The sequence below is a fragment of the Alkalibaculum sporogenes genome (assembly GCF_009362815.1).
In the GTDB taxonomy this organism is placed as follows: Bacteria; Bacillota; Clostridia; order Eubacteriales; family Alkalibacteraceae; genus Alkalibaculum_A; species Alkalibaculum_A sporogenes.
On the sequence record NZ_WHNX01000005.1, the window covers coordinates 111,645 to 134,041 of the forward strand.

Below are 22,397 nucleotides of genomic sequence, written 5' to 3' on the forward strand. Positions count from 1 at the left end.
CTCCTAGTTACCTTATTAAAATCATTGGTTTTGTTCATCATAAAATCCAAACATCTCCAATGCCTTCCACCGTATTTGAGGTCTTTCTTCTTCAAAAATGTCACCTGTTTGTTCACTATTATCATCTAACTTTTCTAAATATAGTTCACTCTGATTATCGAGTTCAGTTGTAGTTTTTTCCATTACCATATCTTCTTCTTTAATTACATCTACTAAACATAGTGGTGGAAACAAAACACACCACCAGTTTTTTCCCTCTCCTTCTCCAATAATAATTCTTAATGCTAGATATTCTCCTGCTGGTAAGGAAAAATCATTATAGTACTTTGTCGGAAAGAAAGTTTTATCTAATACTACCGATACATTATTGGACATATTATATCTTCTTAAAGTTTTTTCAGCTATATCTTTTATGTATTCCTTATTTTCGTCTATTATATTAATCGACTCATCTTTAGATTTTGAAATATTTAATTTCGGAATCATTCCTTGCAAAACTGCGTCTTTTACAATCAGTTTTATATTTTGATCAACATCTGTATCACTATTGGCTATTACATGGAATCTCACTAATCTCTCAGATAGTATATCAGAACTTAATAATTTAGTTTGCATTGTAAATTCATCGAGATTTGTTTCTCTCGAATATGTAGTTGCTACAAGACATAAGCTTATAGAGCAAATAATTAGTATAACACCAACTATCTTTTTCATATGTAATTCCCCTACCTTCTTCTTTATGATTTAATTATGAACTGATTTTTAGGGAAATATACATAAATAAAAAAAATATACGGATAGTTTAATTTTTTTTAAAGAATCAATCATCATTAAAAAGTTTTATCCGTAATTTCGTCAAAAAAAAATCATTTAGATATTGTCTAATAAATCTTTATTATTAGACTTTTCTGTAAAAGATAATGTTTCCTCTACAGGTTCGTATGATTCACCATAAAATTTTTTATCCTTATATGTGTGTATCATATTGTAAGTTTTTTTCATGGCTTCATATATCATTTCTTCGGGCTCATTATTTGGTGCCCAATATAAAATTTCCATTTCATTTACCTCATTTGTTGCTTTTGACTTCCGCTGATATCCAATAGAGTTAGCGTGTTCAAAACCTTCGCGTTTGTAGAAATGTAGTCTTTTCTTTGTATCACTGTCTTTATAATTAATTGGCTCTACCTCAAGTATTATAGGTTTATTTTTATTTTTTATTTTTTCTATTAACTTATGTCCAATATTTTGACCTCTAGCTTTCTTTAAAACTAAAAGGTAGTCGATGAATATAAAATCCTCTAGCTCAACATAAATTAGAACATAATTCTCGCTCTCTTCTTTACAGTATATGTCAGAGCGTTCTTCCAATAAAGTTTCCATATGATCCCTTGATTTCATTTCTTCGATTGGGAAATATTGATTTAGTTTCTCATACCAATGCATACAACATACTCCTTTAATATCCTATAATAGAATCTTTTTAAAAATTTAACATTATTATATTAACCAATAAAACTTTCATAATACTTTTTTGTATTTAATAATATATATGAAAAAAGACCTCTATGTTAAAGATCTTTCTTCTCTTTAGCCGAATCTGACACTTCCCAAACTCTTGGTGGAAGTTTTCCATAATATTGGTATAGATAAGTTAATATATTTCCATTATATAGCTTCCTATTTTTGGTTGCTCGTGTTCCAAAGTACCTCTCAAAATCTAGATGACCTGTCAATACAAAGTAAGACCAGTTTTCCAATTTTGTAAATACTTTTCCCATAATTTTATATAAATCTTCTACATCTTCTTTTGTTGATAATCGTTCTCCATATGGGGGATTTGTAATGATGATTCCATATTTTTTACTAGAACTAAACTCAAACACATCTAGTTTTTGAAATGATATTACATCATCAACTTGAGCTATTTTAGCATTAGACATGGCAATTGATACTGCTTTACTATCAATATCTGATCCTAAAATTCTAAACTCCTTCTGATTAATTCCTTCTTTAGCTTCTTGTATCACAGAAGTGTATGCTTTTTTCAATTCAGCACTCCATCCTTGACTATTAAAACTTCTATTTAATCCTGGTGGTATATTTTTGCCCATCATAGCAGCTTCAATAAGTATAGTTCCTGAACCGCAAAATGGATCTGCTAAGATTCTATCCGGAGTCCATCTAGACATCATTACCATAGCTGCTGCTAAGGTTTCTTTTAGTGGAGCTTCATTCCCCTTAGCCCTATATCCACGTTTATGAAGTCCTGTACCTGAAGAATCTATAGACAAGGTAACTTCATCTTTTAAAATGTTTACAAAAATCGGATACTCTTCACCAGTTTCTTCAAACCAATTTATGTTATGCTTCTTTTTTAATTTTTCGACAATAGCTTTTTTTACAATACTTTGACAATCTGATTTGCTAAAAAGTTTTGACTTTACAGACGTAGCTTTTGCTACAGGAAAACGGGCATCCTTAGTAATCCATTTCTCCCAATCACATGCCTTAGTCTTCTCAAAAAGTTCATCAAATGTCGTAGCCTTAAATTTAGCAATTTTAACCAGTACTCTATCAGCAGTTCTCAACCAGATATTTGAAATTGCAATTCCTTTTAAATCTGTTTTAAACTCAACTCTACCATCAGTAGTTATTAGATCTTCGTAACCTAACTTCTTAAGTTCTTCTTTCAATATTCCTTCTAAACCAAAAGTACATGTAGCTATTAACTCAATATTTTTCATTTGCATTCTCCTAGATTTGCCTTAACTGATTAACATAGCTATACAATCTTAGTCATACTTCTCAGCTGTAATTCACTTTTCTTTATATATCTCTCTATCTAGTCCTCTATCTCTTTTAGTACTTCATCTTTGCCAAAAACCATAAAGTACTTGTAGTTAGAATCTTTCAACCCATTAATCTGCTTAGCTAACTTTTTCTTTGCAATAATCATAGATACATTGTATCCACAATTTCGCAGTTCATCTGATTTTTGGACAACTTCTACAATATTTTCTTCATCAAAATACAAAACAGCAGCTTTTTTGTCATTTTCCCGGGAAATATTTTTTTCTTCTAGCAAAATAGTCGCAATTCTTTCAAATCCTATAGAAAACCCGACTGCCGGTATAGATTCTTTTGAGATATTTCCAATCATATTGTCATATCTACCACCTCCAGCAATGGAAAAACCATAAGGTCCATAAGTTATCTCAAATATCTGACCTGTATAATAACCCATTCCACGAACTAAAGTAGGATCAAATATTATTTTGTACCCGCTTTGGCAAAGAGATCTAATACTCGTAATAACAGATATCAACGCCTTTGACACATCTTCTTCAACAGTTAATTGTCCAATATTTTCTTCATTTAGATTGGTAAATCCTTTGATTAATAGATCAATATTAGTCTGATCATAACCTTTCTTTATCAGTTCTTCTTTTACTCCATCTACACCAATCTTATCTAATTTATCTAATACAATACTAATAGATGATACTTCTTCTTCACTAAAACCAGAAGATATAATAACACTACTTAATATCCTCCTATCGTTTATCCTTACAACAAAATCATCAAAGCCTAATTTTTTTAGCGCTTTTGCTGTTGTATAGATTAATTCTATCTCTGCCACCTCAGACTTTTCACCAATAATATCTATGTCACATTGCTTAAAAGATCTAAACCTCCCCTTCTGAGGTCTTTCTGACCTAAATACATTATCTATTTGAACAGCTTTAAATGGATACTGTAGAATATCTTTGTTATTTGCATAAAAGCGGCTTAATGGTAGAGTTAAATCATATCTTAAACCTATATCGCATAAGTCTTTAATACTTGATTCTTCGTGAATCTTAAGTTTCTCACCTCTTCTTAGTACAGTAAATAACATCTTTAAATTTTCTCCACCATCGCTATTCATAAGAAAATCTAAGTTTTCAATCACAGGAGTTTCTATTCTTTCGAATCCATGGGATCTATAAACCTCAAGAATCATTTGTTGCATTTGATCTCTGATTTCCATTTCTAGGGGCGCAATATCCCTAGTACCTCTTACGGGATTAGTATTAATATTCATTGATAAACTCCTCTCGTCTAGATACCCAGCACAACTGGGAGTTGTTAATCTTAATTAACAAGTTTTCCTTAAACTATACTAAGTATTTTTTTGCTTTCCAAGCCCTAGTAAAAGACTTTAAAAGGGACATCTTGAGTTCGCGCATATTTACAACAGACTATTGAAACTTAATCTTGTGATATATTTTCTTACCTTTTTTTATTATTATTTGATTTTCTTCATTAAAATCATTCAAGGTTATAAGATGATTAATATCATTTATCTTATGGTCATTTACAGATACCCCACCTTGTTCAATTAACCTTCTGCCTTCACTCTTACTCTTTATCAAGCTAGCTAGTTGCATCAAATCTAAAATCTCAATTCCTTTGCTCAGAAGATTCTTTTCTATAATTGTATTAGGCATGTCCGTATTCTTAATTGATGTTTGATCACTAAATAAACTTCTAGCACTGTCCTGTGCTTTAGTAGCCTCTTGTTCACCATGAATAAGTTTTGTTACTTCATACGCTAAAACTTCTTTTGCCTTATTTATTTCTGCCCCTTCTAGTGAACTCAATAAGCGTACTTGTTCCATTGGTAAAAATGTCAATAGAGATAGACATTTTTCAACGTCTAAGTCGTTAATATTTCTCCAATATTGATAAAATTCATAAGGACTTGTTTTCGCAGGGTCTAACCATAGTGCACCTTTTTCTGTCTTACCCATCTTATTACCTTCACTTGTAGTAAGTAATGCAAATGTCATCCCATGTGCTTGTTTCCCTAATTTCTTTCGTATCAGTTCTGTACCACCTAAGATGTTTGACCACTGATCATTGCCACCTAATTGCATCTTACAATTGTTTTCAATAAACATGTGATAAAAATCATAAGATTGCATTAACATATAGTTAAACTCTAAAAACGTAAGACCTTTTTCCATCCGTGACTTGTAACATTCTGCTCCTAGCATTCGATTTACAGAAAAATGAACACCAATATCTCTTAAAAACTCAACATAATTTATTGGTAATAACCAATCAGCATTGTTTAACATAATTGCTTTATCATTATCAAAATCTAAAAACTTCTTAAATACTACCTTAAATCTTTCAGCATTAGAGTTTATTTGTTCTAATGTGAGCATCTTTCTCATATCGCTTTTATTTGAAGGATCACCTACCATTGTAGTTCCCCCACCAATTAATGCGATAGGCTTATGCCCATGTTTTTGCATATGAGTCATAGCCATAATCTGTAAAAAATGTCCTACATGCAAACTATCAGCAGTAGGATCAAATCCTATGTAGAATGTAACTGATTCATTTCCTAATAAATTTCTTATCTCTTCTTCATTTGTACATTGTTCAACAAATCCTCTTTCTTTGAGTATATCAAATACATTATTCATAATTTCCTCCTTTTTCGAAATAACCTAGTGTACAGTTGTCCTATATTAAAATTTATCATACTTTTTAACGCTCTTTTCTTTACCTACTACTATTTTTACCTCTCCACGTAATCATCCATTGTGTTATCAAAACTTTAATGACTGCAAAAGTGGGTACTGCTAAAAACATACCTTTTATGCCAAATAATTTTCCTCCTAATACTACAGCAACAATAATCCAAAATGGATTTAAGCCTATCCTGTTTCCTAATACTCTAGGACCTAATATATTGTCGTCTAACTGCTGTGCTATAATAACTAATATTAAAACCCATAGAGCTTTTAAAGGGCTAAATAATAAAGTTATTATCACTCCTAAAATACCACCAATTATTGGTCCAAAATAAGGTATGATATTAGTAACTGCTACAATGATAGTAATTAAAACTGCATGCTGAACTTTAAGAGCTACAAGACCTATAAAGACTATTAAAGATACAAAAATAGAACAATATATTTTTCCAATAAAAAATTTGTAAAACATCTCATCAATAAGCATCATAGTCTTTATAATTTTATTATAAGAACTTTTAGATATAATAAACTTCGATATATTTGATACTTGCCGCGCGATCACTTCTTTATCTAATAGCAGATACAGTGCGACAAATAATGCTATTGTAAGATTAACTAGTATAGAAGTGAAGCTAACGATTCTGTCAAAAATAAATACAATCGCATTATCTATAGTATTATGATTATTGTTGATTAACTCGAGTATAACTTCGTGAATGTTATTGGACATATCCACTATATTCGCACTATAGTCTACTATATTAATTAAATAATTATCTACTACACCTTCTAAACCAAAATACCCTATTAACCTTTGAATTTCTTCAATATAGTAGGGGATATTTTGAAATAAAAACCTTATACTCTTCCAGATCTGCGGAATCACAAATGACAATGTTAAATACATTAAAAACAAAGATAAAGTATATATTATAATTATGGATATAATTCTACTTACTTTTACATGCCTTTTAAAAATATTGATTTTTAATAATGTTTTTTCAACATAAGTAACCGGTCTGTAAAAAAAATAAGTTATTATCAATCCCCACAATAGTGGTTTAAATCCAATTAGAATAAAATTTATAGCATTAGAAAACACGCTTATAAAAGACTGTGTGTTTTCAAGTAATTTATTGAATATCAGCACAGTACAAATAGTAATACCTAAATACAAGTATGGTTTATATTCACTTTTCATCTTGAACTTAATCAATCTTAATCACCTAATATTGGTATCTATTATATACCATATAAATATAATTTTAAATAATCCATATACAATTGTGATAGTTTAATATTATACTATATTATAGACAAATAAGGAGGCAAACATGTATTATTATTTAATCATTATAATTATCGTTATCCTAGATCAAGTATCCAAATTACTTGCAATACATTATGTGAAACCGCTAAATACCATACCAATACTTGAAAATGTTTTTCATTTAACTTATGCACAAAATACAGGAGCTGCTTTTAGTATACTGTCCAATAAGATATCATTATTAACATTTATCACCACAATTTTTATAATTATTCTACTAATTTATTTATATCGAATTAGCTCTAAAGATAAAAAATTTAATCTTTTAACATTCTCTTTGTCCTTAATCATAGGTGGTGCTTTAGGCAATTTAGTTGATAGAATGCGTCTTGGATATGTCGTTGATTTCTTTGATTTTAGATTAATTAATTTTGCCATATTCAATGTAGCCGATTGCTTTATTGTGGTAGGTTCAATATTGTTAGTAGTACTTATTATATTTGAAGAAAAATTAAATAAAGTGAAATAACTTAGATTACTATATTACTCTTTCTCACTATTTTTCTCTTCAATAATAGCTATCAGTTCTTCTGTGGTAGCTATATGTTCTTCTGCTATTTGGCGAGCAAGATTTCCATCTTTGCTCTTAATAGCATCTAACATGCTTCTGTGTTGTTTCAATAGCATATCAGTATTATGCACTTGAGTGAAATACGCAACCCTATATCTTTGTACTTGTTCTTTGAGTCCATTTATCATTTGTATAAGTTTACTGTTTTTAGTCGATTTGTATATGACATCATGAAATTCAGCATCATAATTTATTAAATTCAAAACATTATTTTCTGATGCTGCTTCTTGAAACCTTATAAGCATCTCTTCTAATCTTTCAATATCTTGTTCCGTTGAATTTAACGATGCTTTTTTCGCAGCAAAACCTTCCAAGACGGCTCTTATTTCAACAACCTCTTTAATGTCCTCAGATGATAAACCAGCAACATAAGCTCCCTTTCTAGGAACCATTATCACTAATCCCTCTAATTCTAATTTTCTTATTGCTTCACGTACAGGAGTTCTACTTACACCCATCTGATCTGCTAATTGGACTTCCATCAATCTTTGACCAGGTTTAAAATCACCATCAATAATTGCTTGGCGCATTGTAGTAAATACTATTTCTCTAAGTGGTTTGTATGTATCCATATCTATTGTTATCAATCCATCTTTAAATCCCAAGATTCTATTCCTCCTTCATTATAGCTTCTAACTGCAAATACTTCTTCGTAATCTCTTAAAAGCACTTCTTTAGCACTCTGTGCACTCAACTCATTAGTAAACAACCCATATAATGTAGGACCACTACCACTCATTAGTACTCCTAATGCCCCTAATTTCTTTAAACTCTCTTTAATATGCATTAATTCTGGGTATTTATCAAAAACTACATCCTCAAAGACATTCCCGAGGTTTAAAGCAATTTCTTCTTTGTTACCTATTTTAATTGCCTCGATCATAGCAGTGTTATCTGGATGTGCTTTTATGTTTTGAACATCGATTAAACTATAAGCCCAAGGAGTAGAAATCTGTATATTGGGTTTTACCAACACGATATCAAATTCAGGCAAATCATTTATTACTGTTAATTTTTCTCCTATTCCTTCAGCTAAGGCAGTACCTCCCATCATGCAAAATGGCACATCTGCACCTACCTTAGAACCTAACTTTAGTAATTTTTCGTTGCCTAAATGTAAATCCCATAAACTATTGAGAGCTATTAGAGTGCCAGCGCCATTTGAACTGCCTCCAGCTAACCCTGCAGCAAAAGGAATTCTTTTCTCAATATGGACCTCAACACCCTGTGATATATTATACTTTTCACGTAGTAGTTGAGCTGCTCTATAAACTATATTTTTCTCATCTGTAGGCAAATAGCAATTATTGCAAGATATCTTTATATCCTTATCTGTCAATTTAAAATGCAATGTATCAGAAAGGCTAATGCTTTGCATTACCATAGATACATTATGGTATCCGTCTAATCTTTTACCAAGTATGTCAAGAGTTAAATTTATTTTTGCCCTTGTGTCTATAGAAATCTTTTTCATAAATCACCTTATGTTTATTTATATATTTTTGTATACAGTATTTATCTGATAGTACACGAATATGATTTCAATGTCAACCATGTTGGCTATTAGTCTTATCAGAAATTAGCCATCAACTAGTTGCTCATAAAATCTTCACAGCTTCATTATTATGAAAAAAGTATATATAGCTCTCTGAGACTTCAATTTCAGTTAATTCTTCAATGGCTTGTCTATATAATTGAACTTGTTCACGATAATCTTGAATCAAAATATTTTTCATTATTTCGTCAGCATAAAAATCACTCTTATAATCTATTAAAATGTACTTATTCTTCTCAAGAAAAAAACAATCTATAATACCTTGTATAAGTACATAATCTTTGGATGAATCATCAATTTCTTTTTTAAGATTAAAGGCTTTTTCTCTGTAAACTCTTTGAGCTGCTAATAATCTTTTGCCAAGTTTGCTATTCATAAACATAGCTATTTTTTCAATATAAAAATCGTCTAGATCTTCCTGTAATATTAAATTCTTTGATACCATCATATCAATCTGATCATTAATCTCTTGTTCAATATTGTAATCCTTATTTCTAAATTTATTAAAATCTAAGTGTTGTAATATAAAATGAATTGTATTACCTCTCTGAGCACCTGTTGGATGATCCTGACCTAAAAACTTAGGTGTATTAAAAGTCTCTGATATTTTGATAAGGCTATTACCTCGATTTTTTTTCTCATTTTTAAGCTCAGAAACTGAAGTTTTTGTCGGCATAATACTTGAACTTTGGTATTTATATTCCCACTCTAATTTAAATCTCACTTCCTCACTAATCTCCTTGGCGTTATCTACTCTCTGCCAATAATCTTGGAGATCATACTTATCTTTCACCTGATTACTCTTATGGTCTTCATATATCTGTGATAACTTTATAATGCTAAAATCCAAAATTTCTTTTAAATTACCGTCAGTATATTGAGGTAATTTTAATATTACAGGCATAATCCAATCTAAGTAGCTTTTTCCTGTAGAAACGTCGTATTCACTTAATGTCGTCTTCCAATTTTTACTCGTACATTGTTCAATATTGTTTACACTTCCTACTAGGTATATATAGTCTCGAGCTCTTGACATAGCTACATATAGTACTCTCATTTCTTCAGACAAAGTTTCTAATTGCAACTTTTCTTTAGCTATTGTCTTAAATATCGTTGGAGAATACCTTCTTTCTTTAATGTTCACATAATTTGGGCAAATGCCTAGATCCTTATGTGCAATAATAGGATCTCTAATATCTTGAAGATTCATCTTCTTTCCAAGACCACCTATAAACACTACTGGAAACTCAAGTCCTTTACTTTTATGTATGCTTATAATCCTGACCACATCCTCACTAGGTCCAATGACTTTTGCAGATGTCAAATCTCTTTTCGTCTCTTTCATACCTTCAATTAATCTAATAAAATTAAATAATCCCTTAATATTGGATTCACTATACTGTTTTGCTCTATCAATTAATATTCTAATATTAGCTTGGCGTTGTATACCTCCAGGCATAGCACTAATATAATGGTAATAACCCGTATCGATTACTAGTTTCCATATAAAATCATTTATAGGCATATACCTACATTGTTTTTTCCAAAGTTTTATCTTATTCAACATATTATTTAATTTGTCTCTAAGACTATCATTATGTTCTGCTACATAAGAACATATTGCTTCATAAATACTTAATTTACTATTATGAATTCTAATACTAGTAATCTCTTCTATTGTAAAAGAAAATACAGGAGATCTTAAAACGCCTATAAACGGTATATCCTGATATAAGTTGTCTATAACCTTTAAGAGTTGAACTAATAATCTAATTTCAAGTGTTTCAAAATAACCTGTCTGTGATTCAGCATAAACTGGTATCCCTTCATTATTTAGTGTTTCATAATACGTCTCTGACCATCCTCTAGTTGTTCTAAGAAGTATAACTATATCTTTATAGCATATATACCTATAATCATTAATTTCTTGATCATAAATCTTAATCTTTAACAATTCTTTTATTTGATTAGATATGTACATAGCCTCAGCTTCTATTTTGTTAATTTCCATAACTTCTTCACTAGGAATATTATCACTATCATTGTGAATAATAGAAACATTAACTTTTTCATCTAGAAACGGCTGTTTGCTACCAAGATATAATTTTGCCTCACTATCATAATCTACTTCACCTATATATTTACTCATGATATTTTCAAATATTATATTTATAAAATCAATAATCTTCTTTCTACTTCTAAAATTTTGATTTAGGGCTATAGTTTCTTTAGAGTCTTCATCTGTTTTTCTAAATGAGTCTTGTTTAGATAAAAATAAAGTAGGATCAGCCATTCTAAACCTATATATACTTTGTTTTACATCCCCCACGAAAAATACATTATCTTCTTTCATAATACTTGTAAGAATTGTATCTTGTATTTCATTACTATCTTGATATTCATCTACAAATATAAATTTATAGTAATTTTTTAATTCTTTCGCTACTTCTTTTGTCTGTAATATTTCAAGAGTATAATGTTCCATATCATTAAAATCCATTATTCTCTTCTCTAATTTTTTATCTCTAAAAATCTTATGGTATTTGAATACAAGATCCATTAGGTATGACATCTCTGGCAACATGTCCATTAAGTCTTCAAACATATAATCAGGCGCGTTAAACTCTAGACTATCTATAATTTTTTTAACAATGTCTTTAGATTTGTTTCTATAACTAACAATGTTTTCTTTAATATCTAAATCTTCACACTTAAAGCTAAGCGTAGCAAATTTTACTAAAATTAATGAATTATAAAAAGATTCATAACCTGTATGTAGTTTCTTCATTAAATTTTTTAATTGACTTATCTCGTCATTTAAAATTGCCATTATCTTCTCATTATTAACTATTGAGCCCGCTATGCTATTGGCAATCTCAACTTGATCAATGGCAGATTTCAACTTCTTTTTAGTGATACGGATAAACTCTTTATAATAAATGCTATTATTAAATTCTTCCATGTTAAATGTAAAGTTCTTTAAAGCATTTTGAGACCATTGATCTGGAAAAGGTCTATTCATAATAAATGCATGCATTCTATTAATAATCATCCTTATTTGCTCTTCATCCCTGCGGTTATTAAACATTTCTAGGAGATTGAAAAATCTATCATCTCCCTTTTCATATTCACCTTCTAATAGATCTTCCATGGCTTTATCTTTTAGAATTGCTATTTGAGTATCATCTCCAATATTAAGTCCAGGATCTAAATCAATGACATGAAAGTATTTTTTAGTGATATTCAGGCAAAAAGAGTGCAATGTGCTTATAGATGCACTTGGCAGATTACTAATCTGTTTATTAATAAACTCCCGTTCTTCTTGATTATTAATATTTGAGACTAAAGCTTTATAGAGCCTTACCCTCATTTCTTCAGCTGCTGCTTTAGTAAATGTGACTACTAATAATTTGTCAACGTCCACCTTATCCTCAATGATAATTTTCACTATTCTCTCTACTAAGATTGCCGTCTTACCTGAGCCAGCTGCTGCTGACACAAGTAAACTTTTATCCCTAGTATCTATTGCCTTTTGCTGATTTTCAGTCCACAAACTATTTCCTCCTAACTCAATAACACACTCATAATCTATAAATATTTGTCCACATAACCCTTTAGTCCTTCTTTGTATTTAAGATCCCACGCTTTCGCTCTGGATGACTTAGTCTTAATCTGTTGTATCTATTTATTCTTCCTTGGCAGTTTCTATCAGCTTCATTACTTCTTCATCTTTCAACTCTGGCTTCAAGTTAAATTTGCTACCTGCTAACTGTTGATCAAAAAAACATATAGCTTTGTAATTACAATATGTACAAGCCTCTTTATCTTTTGTCTTAATCGGGCTTATAGATATGTTTCCTTGAAAAATTTCCTCGCCAATATTAGTAATTGTTTTTTCCGCATGGTATATAAGCTGATCAACTTGCTCTTGTTTAATTAGACCTTTCGATGTAGCAGAGAACTCTCCATCCTTTTTAATCTTACAATTTAAAATATCTGAATTTTCGATATTTTCATCCAAGGATTTAAGCATTTCTTTATCTTTCAGCATAAGCCCCTTTAATTTTAGACTCTTAGTAATTTCATATTCAATATTTTCTATTTGGTTTTTCCCACTTAATATTAACGGGTCATCTAATTTAAAGTAAAACAAACCCGCTGCGACAGTCTCAATGTTTTTTTTGTTCCCATAGTTTAAACACACCCACATATATACAAGTAATTGAAGAGACAACCCATAGTATATATCCTTCAAAATTAGATCTTTATTGCCAGTTTTAAAGTCAATTATTTTTAAGTACTGTTTCTCGTCTTGTTTAAGAATATCTACCCTATCTATTCTACCTTCTAAGAAGAGCATATACTTGCCTGACAATTCTATTTTGATTGGAGGTAAAGGTTTATCAATCCCAAAGATCAGTTCATTTCCAAGTATCGTAAACTTTCCCTTCCTATACTGATATGTTAAAGTCTCTACTGCCCGAAGAAATAGTCTATGAACATATTTTGCCAGATATCTGTACCTATAATTACTATCTAGTATTCCATGCCTATACTCTATAATAAACTTGTCCATTACTTCATCACACAATTTTATTAAATTATTCTTTTCTATGATATTCCAATCTAGATTCTCTTTTTCTAATAAAATTGAATAATCATAAATTAATTTATGTAATATATCACCTATATCAGGTATAGATATTTCAAATATCTTTCTTTCCTTAGGTTTTAGTCCAAAGGTAATATAATGCTTAAACGGACAGCTCACGTACTCCTCTAACCTAGTTACACTTGTTCTTATTCTGTCACCGTAAAGTTCTGATACATATTTACTTTTTAAATTAGACACTTGATTATCAAATGAAATTGCCCTTTTCATATTTATAATATTGTCACTATAATTCTTATTATTTTTATACCATAGATATACTTCATCCCATTTACTTTCTTTTCTTTCTTGTAAACCATCAGCTATAATTCTATAATGACGGATCATGTGTTTTAGAGAGCCTTGAGCATTGTTTATCTTTTCGTCATCACTTATCTCTATTTTAGTTGACAAATCAGGGTAAATTTCATAAAAACGGCTTACTAATATAGATGGTCTCAAAGAAACCCCTTCATAATCAGCTAAGGGATAGCTTATGAATATTTTTTTCTTTGTCTTTGAGATAACATTATAAAATAAATACTTTTCTTGAATACTCTTAAAATTTAGATCGTCATCAATCTTTATACCATTTTGTCTGATTATCTGATTTTCACTTTCATTTAAGATACCTGTTACAGAAGGTGAAGAAGGTAATTTACCTTCGTTTACACCAAGTATAAATAAAGCGTTATAACCTGAATTCCTAGACCTTGTTATATCACCTATTATCACTTGGTCTAATGATGAAGGAATAATAGCTAAATCAACTGCTTCTATACCAGCTTCTAATATACTTATATATTCCTTTATATTAGTTTTATGATCTTTAAATATTTCTACAATCTCATCGAACAAACTCACTATAATATTGAATATTTGTGATATTTCTGAAGCGTATTCATATTGATTATATTCTTCTTTTAGCTCATAAATTACATTGTGAAGTTTGTCTTCAATCTCTAAAGTTCTTACGTATTTATATAGAGCACTTGTAATACCTATGTACGTACTATCCCCTTTAATATCCCGTTCTAATTGTAAAATTGGTCCCATAACTTTAACTCGTAATAAATTTAACTTATCGAGATCAAAGTCATCTCTCTCATCAATAAATTCAAATTCTTTTCTCCACCTGTTTCCTTTTATTCCATATTTAAGTACGTAATTTTCTAACAATTCATAATCTTCAAACTCTAAATCTGTTAAACCTGTCTTTATAAGAGCAAATATATCATCATAGCGAAAATTACTAGTAATTACTTTTAATGTACTCACTAGTAAAATACTCAAAGGTTTATCAGAAATTTTTCTCTTTGAATCCATAAAAAACGGAATATCATATTCTTTAAAGGTTCTTTTAATTAAAAAAGAATAGCTATCTAAATCATTTGTCACTACACTAATATCTCTCCAACGGTACTTTTTTTCTTGCACTAATTTTAAAATATCTATACATATAGAATCTATCTCATCGTATATGTTTTTGTACTTCTTAATGCTTATGTCTTCAACTTTTTCATTAAGCTCTATAGTAGGATATGAATATAATTCTTTCTCTAAATGTCTAATCTCTTGAGAATTATGTTTTTGTAAATAATGGCATGATATTATTTTATATTGTCCATTAGACATTTCTATCAAGGTGTTTTGAGTATTATTATTAATTTGAAAAATATCAGCATCTCTGTCATTAGTCTTCAAGCTTTGTGTCAAAGCAATAGTCAGCTCCATAGAATACTTAAATAATTTCTCAATCAATCGAAAGTGCTGCTCTGTATATGTATGAAATCCGTCAATCCAAATCTTTGATGATGAGATTATATTACTTCTTTCAATGTTTTTAATATTTTGATCTATTGCATCTTCGTTATCTAAATAATCTGTACCTAACCATTTATTATAACTTTGGTATATTAGTTTTAAATCATGAATCTTCCTATATAGCATTTGATGGTCTCCAAGACCTTCACTTAGCAATTTAGATATATCTTCTTCATTTATCACTCTTCTCTTTAAATTAGAAATCACATCTTGTATCATAGCAATGAATCCAGGTTTTTTAATCATTCCTGGATAAACTAAAAGATCATCTTTTCTTTCAATAAGAGATTTTTGAAGTGCCATGTACCTACCAGTCTCAGATAGTCTAGTCTTAGTTACACCACCTACTTCAGACATAACTCTATTAGCTAGTCTAGAAAAGCTGAGTATTTCAATATTAAATATTCCTGGAAGATTACACTGCTCTATTAAATTTCTCTCTGCTTGCAATGTAAATTGTTCAGGAACAATTAAAATCAGATTATCTTCTCCCTTGTCTAGACATTTTTTAATTTGTTTATAGATAACAGTTGATTTGCCTGACCCTTGTCTTCCAACTACTAAATTCAACACAAAAACCACTCCATTCAAACATAGTTTCCAAAAACAAGCCTAGTCTTGTTGATTCCAATAACTTGTTTATTACTCAAATTAATCATTGTAATTTTCTTTTATCATTTGAATTTCTTTAGCATGTCCCTCTAACTCATTTGGTGTCTCTAAAAAAAACGGTATATTTTTTAACTTAGGGTGATTAACTATCTCAATGATTGATTTAAGTCCTAGGTGTCCTTCTCCTATTACTTCATGTCTATCCTTAAACGTACCTAGTGGATACTTACTGTCATTTAAATGTATAGCTTTTAATACATCTAAACCAATAATACTGTCGAACTCATCAATAACATCATCTAAATTGTTGACGATATCATAACCAGCAGAATATATATGGCAAGTATCTAAACAAACACCCATTTTTTCTTTCAAGCTTACTCTATCTATAATTTCTTTAACTTCTTCAAAATTTGTACCTACCTCTGAACCTTTACCAGACATAAGTTCTAATAAAATAGTAGTATTGTGTTCCACCTTCAATACATCATTTAATATATCGACAATTAATTCAATCCCTTTTTCTACTCCTTGTCCTACATGACTCCCAGGATGAAAATTATATAGATTACAAGGTATGGATTGAAGTCTCTCTAAATCGTCTGCAAAAATCATCTTAGCAAAATCTCTTGTTTTTTCCGTATTTGAGCACATATTTAAAGTGTATGGAGCATGTGCTAATAATGGCCCAAAATGATTTTCATCCATTAGCTCCTTAAATTTATATATATCATCTAAATCTAATTTTTTAGCTTTTCCTCCTCTAGGATTACGCGTAAAGAACTGAAATGTATTTGCACCTATACTTAATGCATCTTTTCCAGCTGCAAAAAAACCTTTTGAAATTGACAAATGCGACCCTATATAAAGCACATAAACCTCTCCTTTTTGTACTTCTTTAGTTTACCCAAAACAATAAATCTGCTAAGATTTATTTCCCCTATTATAACATTAAAGATAACTTTAAACTAAAAGTATCCTAGCACATCAATTAAAATAGATATGATAAGATACTTTTACATGTTTGTTAAATGTCTTCTAATAATTTTCAATAACTCTCTTCAAAAAAGTTCCTACAATATCAGAAAATCGATCTATACTTCTCGTATAAATAAAATCTTTTCCATATATATACTTTTCTGCGAACAAATCTTCTTCTTTGCCTGTAAATACGCCTAAAACCAAAATTCCTTGTTTTCTAGCCTTTCTAACTTCTAGTGCAGTATCTTTTATAGCTGTAGCACCTTTATAAGGTGGCTGCCCTGTTATCTTCCTTTGGCTAGTTTTAGAGATGATAATATCATTAGGCTTTCCATCACTTAACACTATTACTATTTTATTTTCTTCATTTCTCTTTATAATACCTTCGCACACAGCCTGAATTGCCAATCCATCTCTATTATTCCCAGCCGAATAATACTCAAATATGTTTCTATTATCACTTATAGGAGAATTATAGTCACGATATCTTCTTAATATTGTATAGTCTAAGAAACTACTAAACCCCATAACTCTATTAGGTATTTTTGCTAGGGTTAAAGCTTCGCTAATAATAAACGCCTGTGTAGCAACCCTACCTTGATTTATCCTTTGGGACCCACTTCCATCAAGCAAAATATCTACTACATATCCTCCTTTTTCATTACTTAAAACCTTATTAAACACCTTATTATTGCGGGTTCTACCTATTCTCCATAGTTTGTTTGAAACAATTACTCCATTGTCTGCGGGAATAGTAGTAATTTCACTTTCTGCAGTCATAGTCCTTTGAATCAATTGTTTTAACTTTACTATATTCCTTTTATTAACCCTTGGATTTTTAGCATAATAAGATAAGTTATTTTCTTTTTGCCTTGAAACATACTTTGTTTGAAATGCATTATCACAATTAGTTCTAAGAACACCATCCGTAAAATGAACTCTACAACCATCGTGAACATTCTTGCAAATTTTCCGTTCAATATTCTTAGATTCTTCCTCGCTAATATAAGGTTTTCCATAATAATAACTAATTTTATCGTATATTTTTTTAGCAGTTTCTTCATCAATAAATACTTTTTTATTAATATTATTGTCTGGAACCTTAGATAACTCTCCTAAAGACTCTACTAATAAAGATGCACTCATTTGGTCAACCCTATCTGATATACCTTCATCTATTTCGCTGTCTTTAAATAACTCTTCATACAAAAAATCTGAAAAATCATTTTCTTCATTGCTACTCAAATCTTGAATTTCAAGTTCATCAATTATTTGATTTTCTTCATATTCATAAACATCATCTTCTGGATTAAAATGACTTGTAAATATATTATTTATAATCTTGATTAATTCTTTTGTATCTTTTGCTTCTTTACATCGTTTCATATCTTTTAATATATTCTTAATATTATTATCAAACTGTACACTTTTGCCCATTTGTTCAAAGACCCAGGCGTATCTTACTTTATCTATTAATGTGTTATTTTTCTTTGTAAGAAATCTTTCTAATAACTCTTCAAATCCTCTATTTCTTATATCTGTAATACCTGGTCTCTCTTGAATAAGTTTATCCTCTACTAATATATCAGCACATATTTCTACAAAGGGTATCATAATATCAGGATTAACCCCATTTTTCATTTTATACACAATATACCTTTTAATTAGATTCCAATCTACATACCTTTGCCTCGCTCCAGTTTTAACAGCATAGTAAATAGCTAAGTCCTTAGAATAGTCTGCATATTTATCTATGCCTTCAATTTCTTCATTATAGTTTCCAGAAATAGTCCACATTATATTATTTAATCGATTTTTGAGATCATAGTCATTAAACATCTCCATGGTTATTCTCCTTTAAATGGAAGGGAATACATCTGTAGCTTTCCAAGCCTCGGGTATTCTAGTTCGAATAATATCTCCAACAATTTCTTTTTCATATTCGTCAAAAGTTTTACCTGTGATACCCATACGGATCGCTAACCTTGGTTTTAATCCTCTTCTAATAGTTTTAAGTGCAGATATAAGGCCTCTTAAATCAACAGCCTTAGTAGATATCTCACTATTCTCTGATTTTGTCTGTAAATCTAAAAATACGCCTATAAACTGATTTAATATTTCTTCATTAGCATCGTTAAATTCATCTTTCAAAATACGCAGTAGTTTTTCTCTGTCAACTTTTGGAATATCAACTACTAAAAATCTAGATACTAATGCTTCATTTAAATCTTTAGTTCCAGCGTAGTCATAATTCATTGTTCCAATAAATCTTGTAGCTTCGTGTAATTTAATTTTATCATAACCTGGTATGTCGATGATCCTACGGTAATCTAAAGCTGAGTGTAGAACTACAATTGCATCGTTCTTAGCCATATTTATTTCATCAAATATACCAAATCCACCATGTACTGCACAACGATACACTGCGCCTTTGCGAAGCTTGACTTCATTATCCTGGAAAGTGTCTGTTCCTATTAGACTAGAGCTATCTGTATTAACATGAAAGGATACATTCCATTGTGGTCTTCCAAACAGGTGACACAGATTATCAGAAAGCACATTTTTCCCTGTTGCCTTAGGTCCTGATAACAGTATATTTTCTCCTTCGAGTAGAGCAGCAATTGACATTTCCCAAATATCCTTCCCGTAGAAGAAATTAGTTGGCTCAGGTATTCTATCCTTTGACTCATTATCTATTTTATAAAAATTTTTAAAGTAAATAATATCATCTATTAACTTTTGATTTACATCATGTTCTATAAGAAATTTAATAATATCCACGTTTATCATCCTTTAGCAATTTAATAAAATCATATATTTATATATTCCATTATCTCCTGTACATTAAACACCTAAGTAATTGTATCTTTTATAATTTAAATAATTTATTACCATAGAGAATTACCTTGATCAATGATGATTGACCTTTGAATCAAGCACCTCGGTAGTATACTTGTTCCTATAACACCTTCATTAATTACGCAACGACTTTGATAAATTATACTAAAAAGCCCTTCTAATTTTAATAGGTTTCAATTAATTTATTAGAAGGGCTAAAATATTCAATAATATTATCAATGGTGATTCCGACTGGACTTGAACCAGCGACCTCCACCGTGTCAGGGTGGCGCTCTCCCAGCTGAGCTACGAAATCACTAATTTTCATTATACAATAATTCTTAATGATTTAAAAGTTATTTTTAACACTGCATCTATTTTTTAAAGTAAATTCTTGTTACATTTAAAATAGCAATTAACGCAACTCCTACATCTGCAAAAATAGCTGCCCACATATTCGCTAGTCCAAATGCACCTAAAATCAATACTAATGCTTTAACTCCTAATGCTAAGATTATATTTTGTATTACAATTTTATTTGTAAATTTTGCTATTTTAATTCCTTCAACGATTTTATTAGGCTCATCTGTGATTAGCACAACATCAGATGCCTCAATAGCAGCGTCTGACCCTAATGCACCCATTGATATTCCAACATCTGCAATTGCTAATACTGGAGCATCGTTTATCCCATCACCTACAAAAGCAATATGAGATTTGATATCATTATTTTTTAGTTTTTCAAACTCTGAGACTTTATCTTGAGGAAGTAGCTCTGCCTTTACGCGATCTATTTTTAACTTATGTTTTATTTCATTAGCAACACGTGATTGATCGCCAGTAAACATTACTACTTCTTTAATCCCTTGTTTCTTTAAATTATATACTAGAGTTTCTATCCCTGGTTTTACCTCATCAGAAATAACTAAATAACCATAATATTTATTGTCTATAGCTACATAACTTACAGTACCTCCTTCGTCTACCTGATCAACTAAGATTCCTTCTTGTGACATAAGTTTACTATTTCCAACTAATACTTGATGGCCTCTATAATTTGCCCGTATGCCTTTCCCACCAATTTCTTCAAAATCATCTATCTCTTTTATATCAATATTGCCTTCATAATATCTAGTTATTGATGTAGCAAGAGGATGACTTGATAAAGCCTCAGATTTAGCAGCACATTCTATCATGAACTCTTTATCTTCTTCATTTTTTACAAAAACCTTGTTTACTGTAAAGACACCTTTCGTAAGAGTCCCTGTCTTATCAAAAACAATAGTATTTATATTTTTTAGCACCTCTAGGTATTGACCGCCTTTAATAAGTATACCTTCCTTAGAGGCTGCACCTATACCTGCAAAATAACCTAATGGTATCGATACTACTAAAGCACAAGGGCAGGATATTACTAAGAAAATAAGCCCTCTATGTACCCACTGTCCAAGTGATTGTCCTGACATCAATAAAGGTGGGATAAATGATATTGCCATAGCAGCAAAAACAACTACTGGAGTGTAATATCTAGCGAATTTAGTAATGAACTTTTCTGTCTGTGACTTTTTAGCACTTGCATTTTCTATTAGATTTAATATCTTCGCTACAGTGGATTCGCTATACTCCTTTGTCACTCTTACATTTAATACTGAATTATTATTTATATAACCACTTAATATCATGTCTCCAATGGCAAATTTTCTTGGTACCGATTCTCCAGTAATAGGGGAAGTATCTACCCACGATAATCCTTCAACAACTTCTCCGTCTACTGCAACTTTCTCTCCCGCCTTGACTACAATTATATCTCCAACACTTAAGTCTTCTGGAGAAACTTTGATTAGCTCATTTTTTATAATCTTATTAGCGTATGACGCTTTTATATTGACTAAATCTTTAATTGATTTTCGCGAATTATCCACGGCATAATCTTGAAACAGCTCACCAATTTTATAGAAGAACATTACTGCTACCCCTTCAGCATACTCTCCTATTGCAAATGCTCCTATAGTAGCAATAGTCATCAAAAAATTTTCATCAAATACTTCTCTTTTTAAAATATTTCTAAAAGCCGTTATTATAACATTCCATCCTATCAGTAGATAAGACCCTACATACAAAACGAGTTTAATTTGTGGGTTGCTTATAAACATAGATATCACAAACAAAGCTATACCGACAATCAACTTGTAGTCTTTAATAAAATATGTACAAATACTACTCTTTTTAGCTGGCAATCTACCAATCTCAATTTTTTCTTTCTCTCTAACCACTACATGAGGTTCATATGTGTTTACTATCTCTTTTATACTTTTTAGTACCTTTTCTCTATCTTCAATACTATCTAACTCAAATTTTATAGAAGAATCAACAAAATCAATAAATGAATTTTTAATTTCTGGTAATTGCTTAACTTTCTGTTCTATTTTATCTGCACAACTAGAACAATTTAAACCTTCTAATATTACAACTTCCATGATTACAGCTCACACCTTTCACTT

15 protein-coding genes and 1 tRNA gene are annotated in these 22,397 nt (G+C 30.2%); 1 reads left to right on the plus strand and 15 read right to left on the minus strand.

Annotated elements, in window-relative coordinates; genetic code table 11:
- Positions 1-21: 21 nt before the first annotated feature.
- The 6 genes from spoIIR to GC105_RS04525 all read right to left on the minus strand — a co-directional run bounded on the left by spoIIR (position 22) and on the right by GC105_RS04525 (position 6,750).
- The gene (gene spoIIR, locus GC105_RS04500; protein ID WP_152802138.1) at positions 22-714 is read right to left on the minus strand and encodes a stage II sporulation protein R; all 693 of its coding nucleotides are present in this window, start codon (positions 712-714) and stop codon (positions 22-24) included.
- A 156-nt stretch (positions 715-870) separates the two neighbouring features.
- The gene (locus GC105_RS04505) at positions 871-1,446 is read right to left on the minus strand and encodes a GNAT family N-acetyltransferase (protein ID WP_152802140.1); all 576 of its coding nucleotides are present in this window, start codon (positions 1,444-1,446) and stop codon (positions 871-873) included.
- Positions 1,447-1,571: 125 nt separating this feature from the next.
- Positions 1,572-2,747, minus strand: coding sequence for a THUMP domain-containing class I SAM-dependent RNA methyltransferase (locus tag GC105_RS04510; protein WP_152802142.1), 1,176 nt, complete (start codon positions 2,745-2,747; stop codon positions 1,572-1,574).
- Positions 2,748-2,845: 98 nt separating this feature from the next.
- Complete coding sequence (gene hisS, locus GC105_RS04515) at positions 2,846-4,087, minus strand: histidine--tRNA ligase (RefSeq protein WP_152802144.1); 1,242 nt, start codon at positions 4,085-4,087, stop codon at positions 2,846-2,848.
- A gap of 157 nt (positions 4,088-4,244) precedes the next feature.
- Complete coding sequence (gene tyrS, locus GC105_RS04520; protein WP_152802146.1) at positions 4,245-5,480, minus strand: tyrosine--tRNA ligase; 1,236 nt, start codon at positions 5,478-5,480, stop codon at positions 4,245-4,247.
- A gap of 79 nt (positions 5,481-5,559) precedes the next feature.
- Positions 5,560-6,750, minus strand: a complete 1,191-nt coding sequence (locus GC105_RS04525) for an AI-2E family transporter (RefSeq protein ID WP_152802148.1) — start codon at positions 6,748-6,750, stop codon at positions 5,560-5,562.
- 118 nt (positions 6,751-6,868) lie between these two features.
- On the opposite strand from GC105_RS04525, the gene lspA reads away from it, so the two are divergent.
- A complete protein-coding gene (gene lspA, locus GC105_RS04530) occupies positions 6,869-7,333 on the plus strand; it encodes a signal peptidase II (RefSeq protein ID WP_152802150.1) in 465 nt (154 codons plus the stop codon).
- A gap of 14 nt (positions 7,334-7,347) precedes the next feature.
- Here the strand turns inward: lspA and GC105_RS04535 are convergent, their stop codons facing one another.
- The 9 genes from GC105_RS04535 to GC105_RS04575 form a co-directional block, all read right to left on the minus strand.
- Complete coding sequence (locus GC105_RS04535) at positions 7,348-8,040, minus strand: GntR family transcriptional regulator (protein ID WP_246169713.1); 693 nt, start codon at positions 8,038-8,040, stop codon at positions 7,348-7,350.
- A complete protein-coding gene (gene ispE, locus GC105_RS04540; RefSeq protein ID WP_152802152.1) occupies positions 8,019-8,909 on the minus strand; it encodes a 4-(cytidine 5'-diphospho)-2-C-methyl-D-erythritol kinase in 891 nt (296 codons plus the stop codon). Before ispE ends, GC105_RS04535 begins: the two co-directional genes overlap by 22 nt.
- A gap of 124 nt (positions 8,910-9,033) precedes the next feature.
- Entirely contained in the window at positions 9,034-12,543 is a 3,510-nt protein-coding gene (gene addA, locus GC105_RS04545; RefSeq protein WP_152802155.1) for a helicase-exonuclease AddAB subunit AddA, read from the minus strand.
- 132 nt (positions 12,544-12,675) lie between these two features.
- Positions 12,676-16,038, minus strand: a complete 3,363-nt coding sequence (gene addB / locus GC105_RS04550; protein ID WP_193708281.1) for a helicase-exonuclease AddAB subunit AddB — start codon at positions 16,036-16,038, stop codon at positions 12,676-12,678.
- Positions 16,039-16,116: 78 nt separating this feature from the next.
- The gene (locus GC105_RS04555) at positions 16,117-16,950 is read right to left on the minus strand and encodes a deoxyribonuclease IV (RefSeq protein WP_343029951.1); all 834 of its coding nucleotides are present in this window, start codon (positions 16,948-16,950) and stop codon (positions 16,117-16,119) included.
- 165 nt (positions 16,951-17,115) lie between these two features.
- Positions 17,116-18,903, minus strand: coding sequence for a vWA domain-containing protein (locus GC105_RS04560; protein ID WP_152802159.1), 1,788 nt, complete (start codon positions 18,901-18,903; stop codon positions 17,116-17,118).
- Between the two features lie 12 nt (positions 18,904-18,915).
- Positions 18,916-19,839 carry an AAA family ATPase gene (locus tag GC105_RS04565; RefSeq protein ID WP_425481518.1) on the minus strand — a complete coding sequence of 308 codons (924 nt, stop codon included), beginning with the start codon at positions 19,837-19,839 and terminating at the stop codon, positions 18,916-18,918.
- Positions 19,840-20,136: 297 nt separating this feature from the next.
- A tRNA-Val gene (locus GC105_RS04570) sits at positions 20,137-20,212 on the minus strand.
- 58 nt (positions 20,213-20,270) lie between these two features.
- The gene (locus GC105_RS04575; protein ID WP_152802163.1) at positions 20,271-22,373 is read right to left on the minus strand and encodes a heavy metal translocating P-type ATPase; all 2,103 of its coding nucleotides are present in this window, start codon (positions 22,371-22,373) and stop codon (positions 20,271-20,273) included.
- Positions 22,374-22,397: the final 24 nt, after the last annotated feature.

Excerpts from the sequence above, each read along its gene's own strand:
- spoIIR (WP_152802138.1), bottom strand. The coding sequence starts at position 714 with ATGAAAAAGATAGTTGGTGTTATACTAATTATTTGCTCTATAAGCTTA.
- GC105_RS04505 (WP_152802140.1), bottom strand. The coding sequence starts at position 1,446 with ATGCATTGGTATGAGAAACTAAATCAATATTTCCCAATCGAAGAAATG.
- GC105_RS04510 (WP_152802142.1), bottom strand. The coding sequence starts at position 2,747 with ATGAAAAATATTGAGTTAATAGCTACATGTACTTTTGGTTTAGAAGGA.
- hisS (WP_152802144.1), bottom strand. The coding sequence starts at position 4,087 with ATGAATATTAATACTAATCCCGTAAGAGGTACTAGGGATATTGCGCCC.
- tyrS (WP_152802146.1), bottom strand. The coding sequence starts at position 5,480 with ATGAATAATGTATTTGATATACTCAAAGAAAGAGGATTTGTTGAACAA.
- lspA (WP_152802150.1), top strand. The coding sequence starts at position 6,869 with ATGTATTATTATTTAATCATTATAATTATCGTTATCCTAGATCAAGTA.
- ispE (WP_152802152.1), bottom strand. The coding sequence starts at position 8,909 with ATGAAAAAGATTTCTATAGACACAAGGGCAAAAATAAATTTAACTCTT.
- GC105_RS04560 (WP_152802159.1), bottom strand. The coding sequence starts at position 18,903 with ATGGAGATGTTTAATGACTATGATCTCAAAAATCGATTAAATAATATA.
- GC105_RS04575 (WP_152802163.1), bottom strand. The coding sequence starts at position 22,373 with ATGGAAGTTGTAATATTAGAAGGTTTAAATTGTTCTAGTTGTGCAGAT.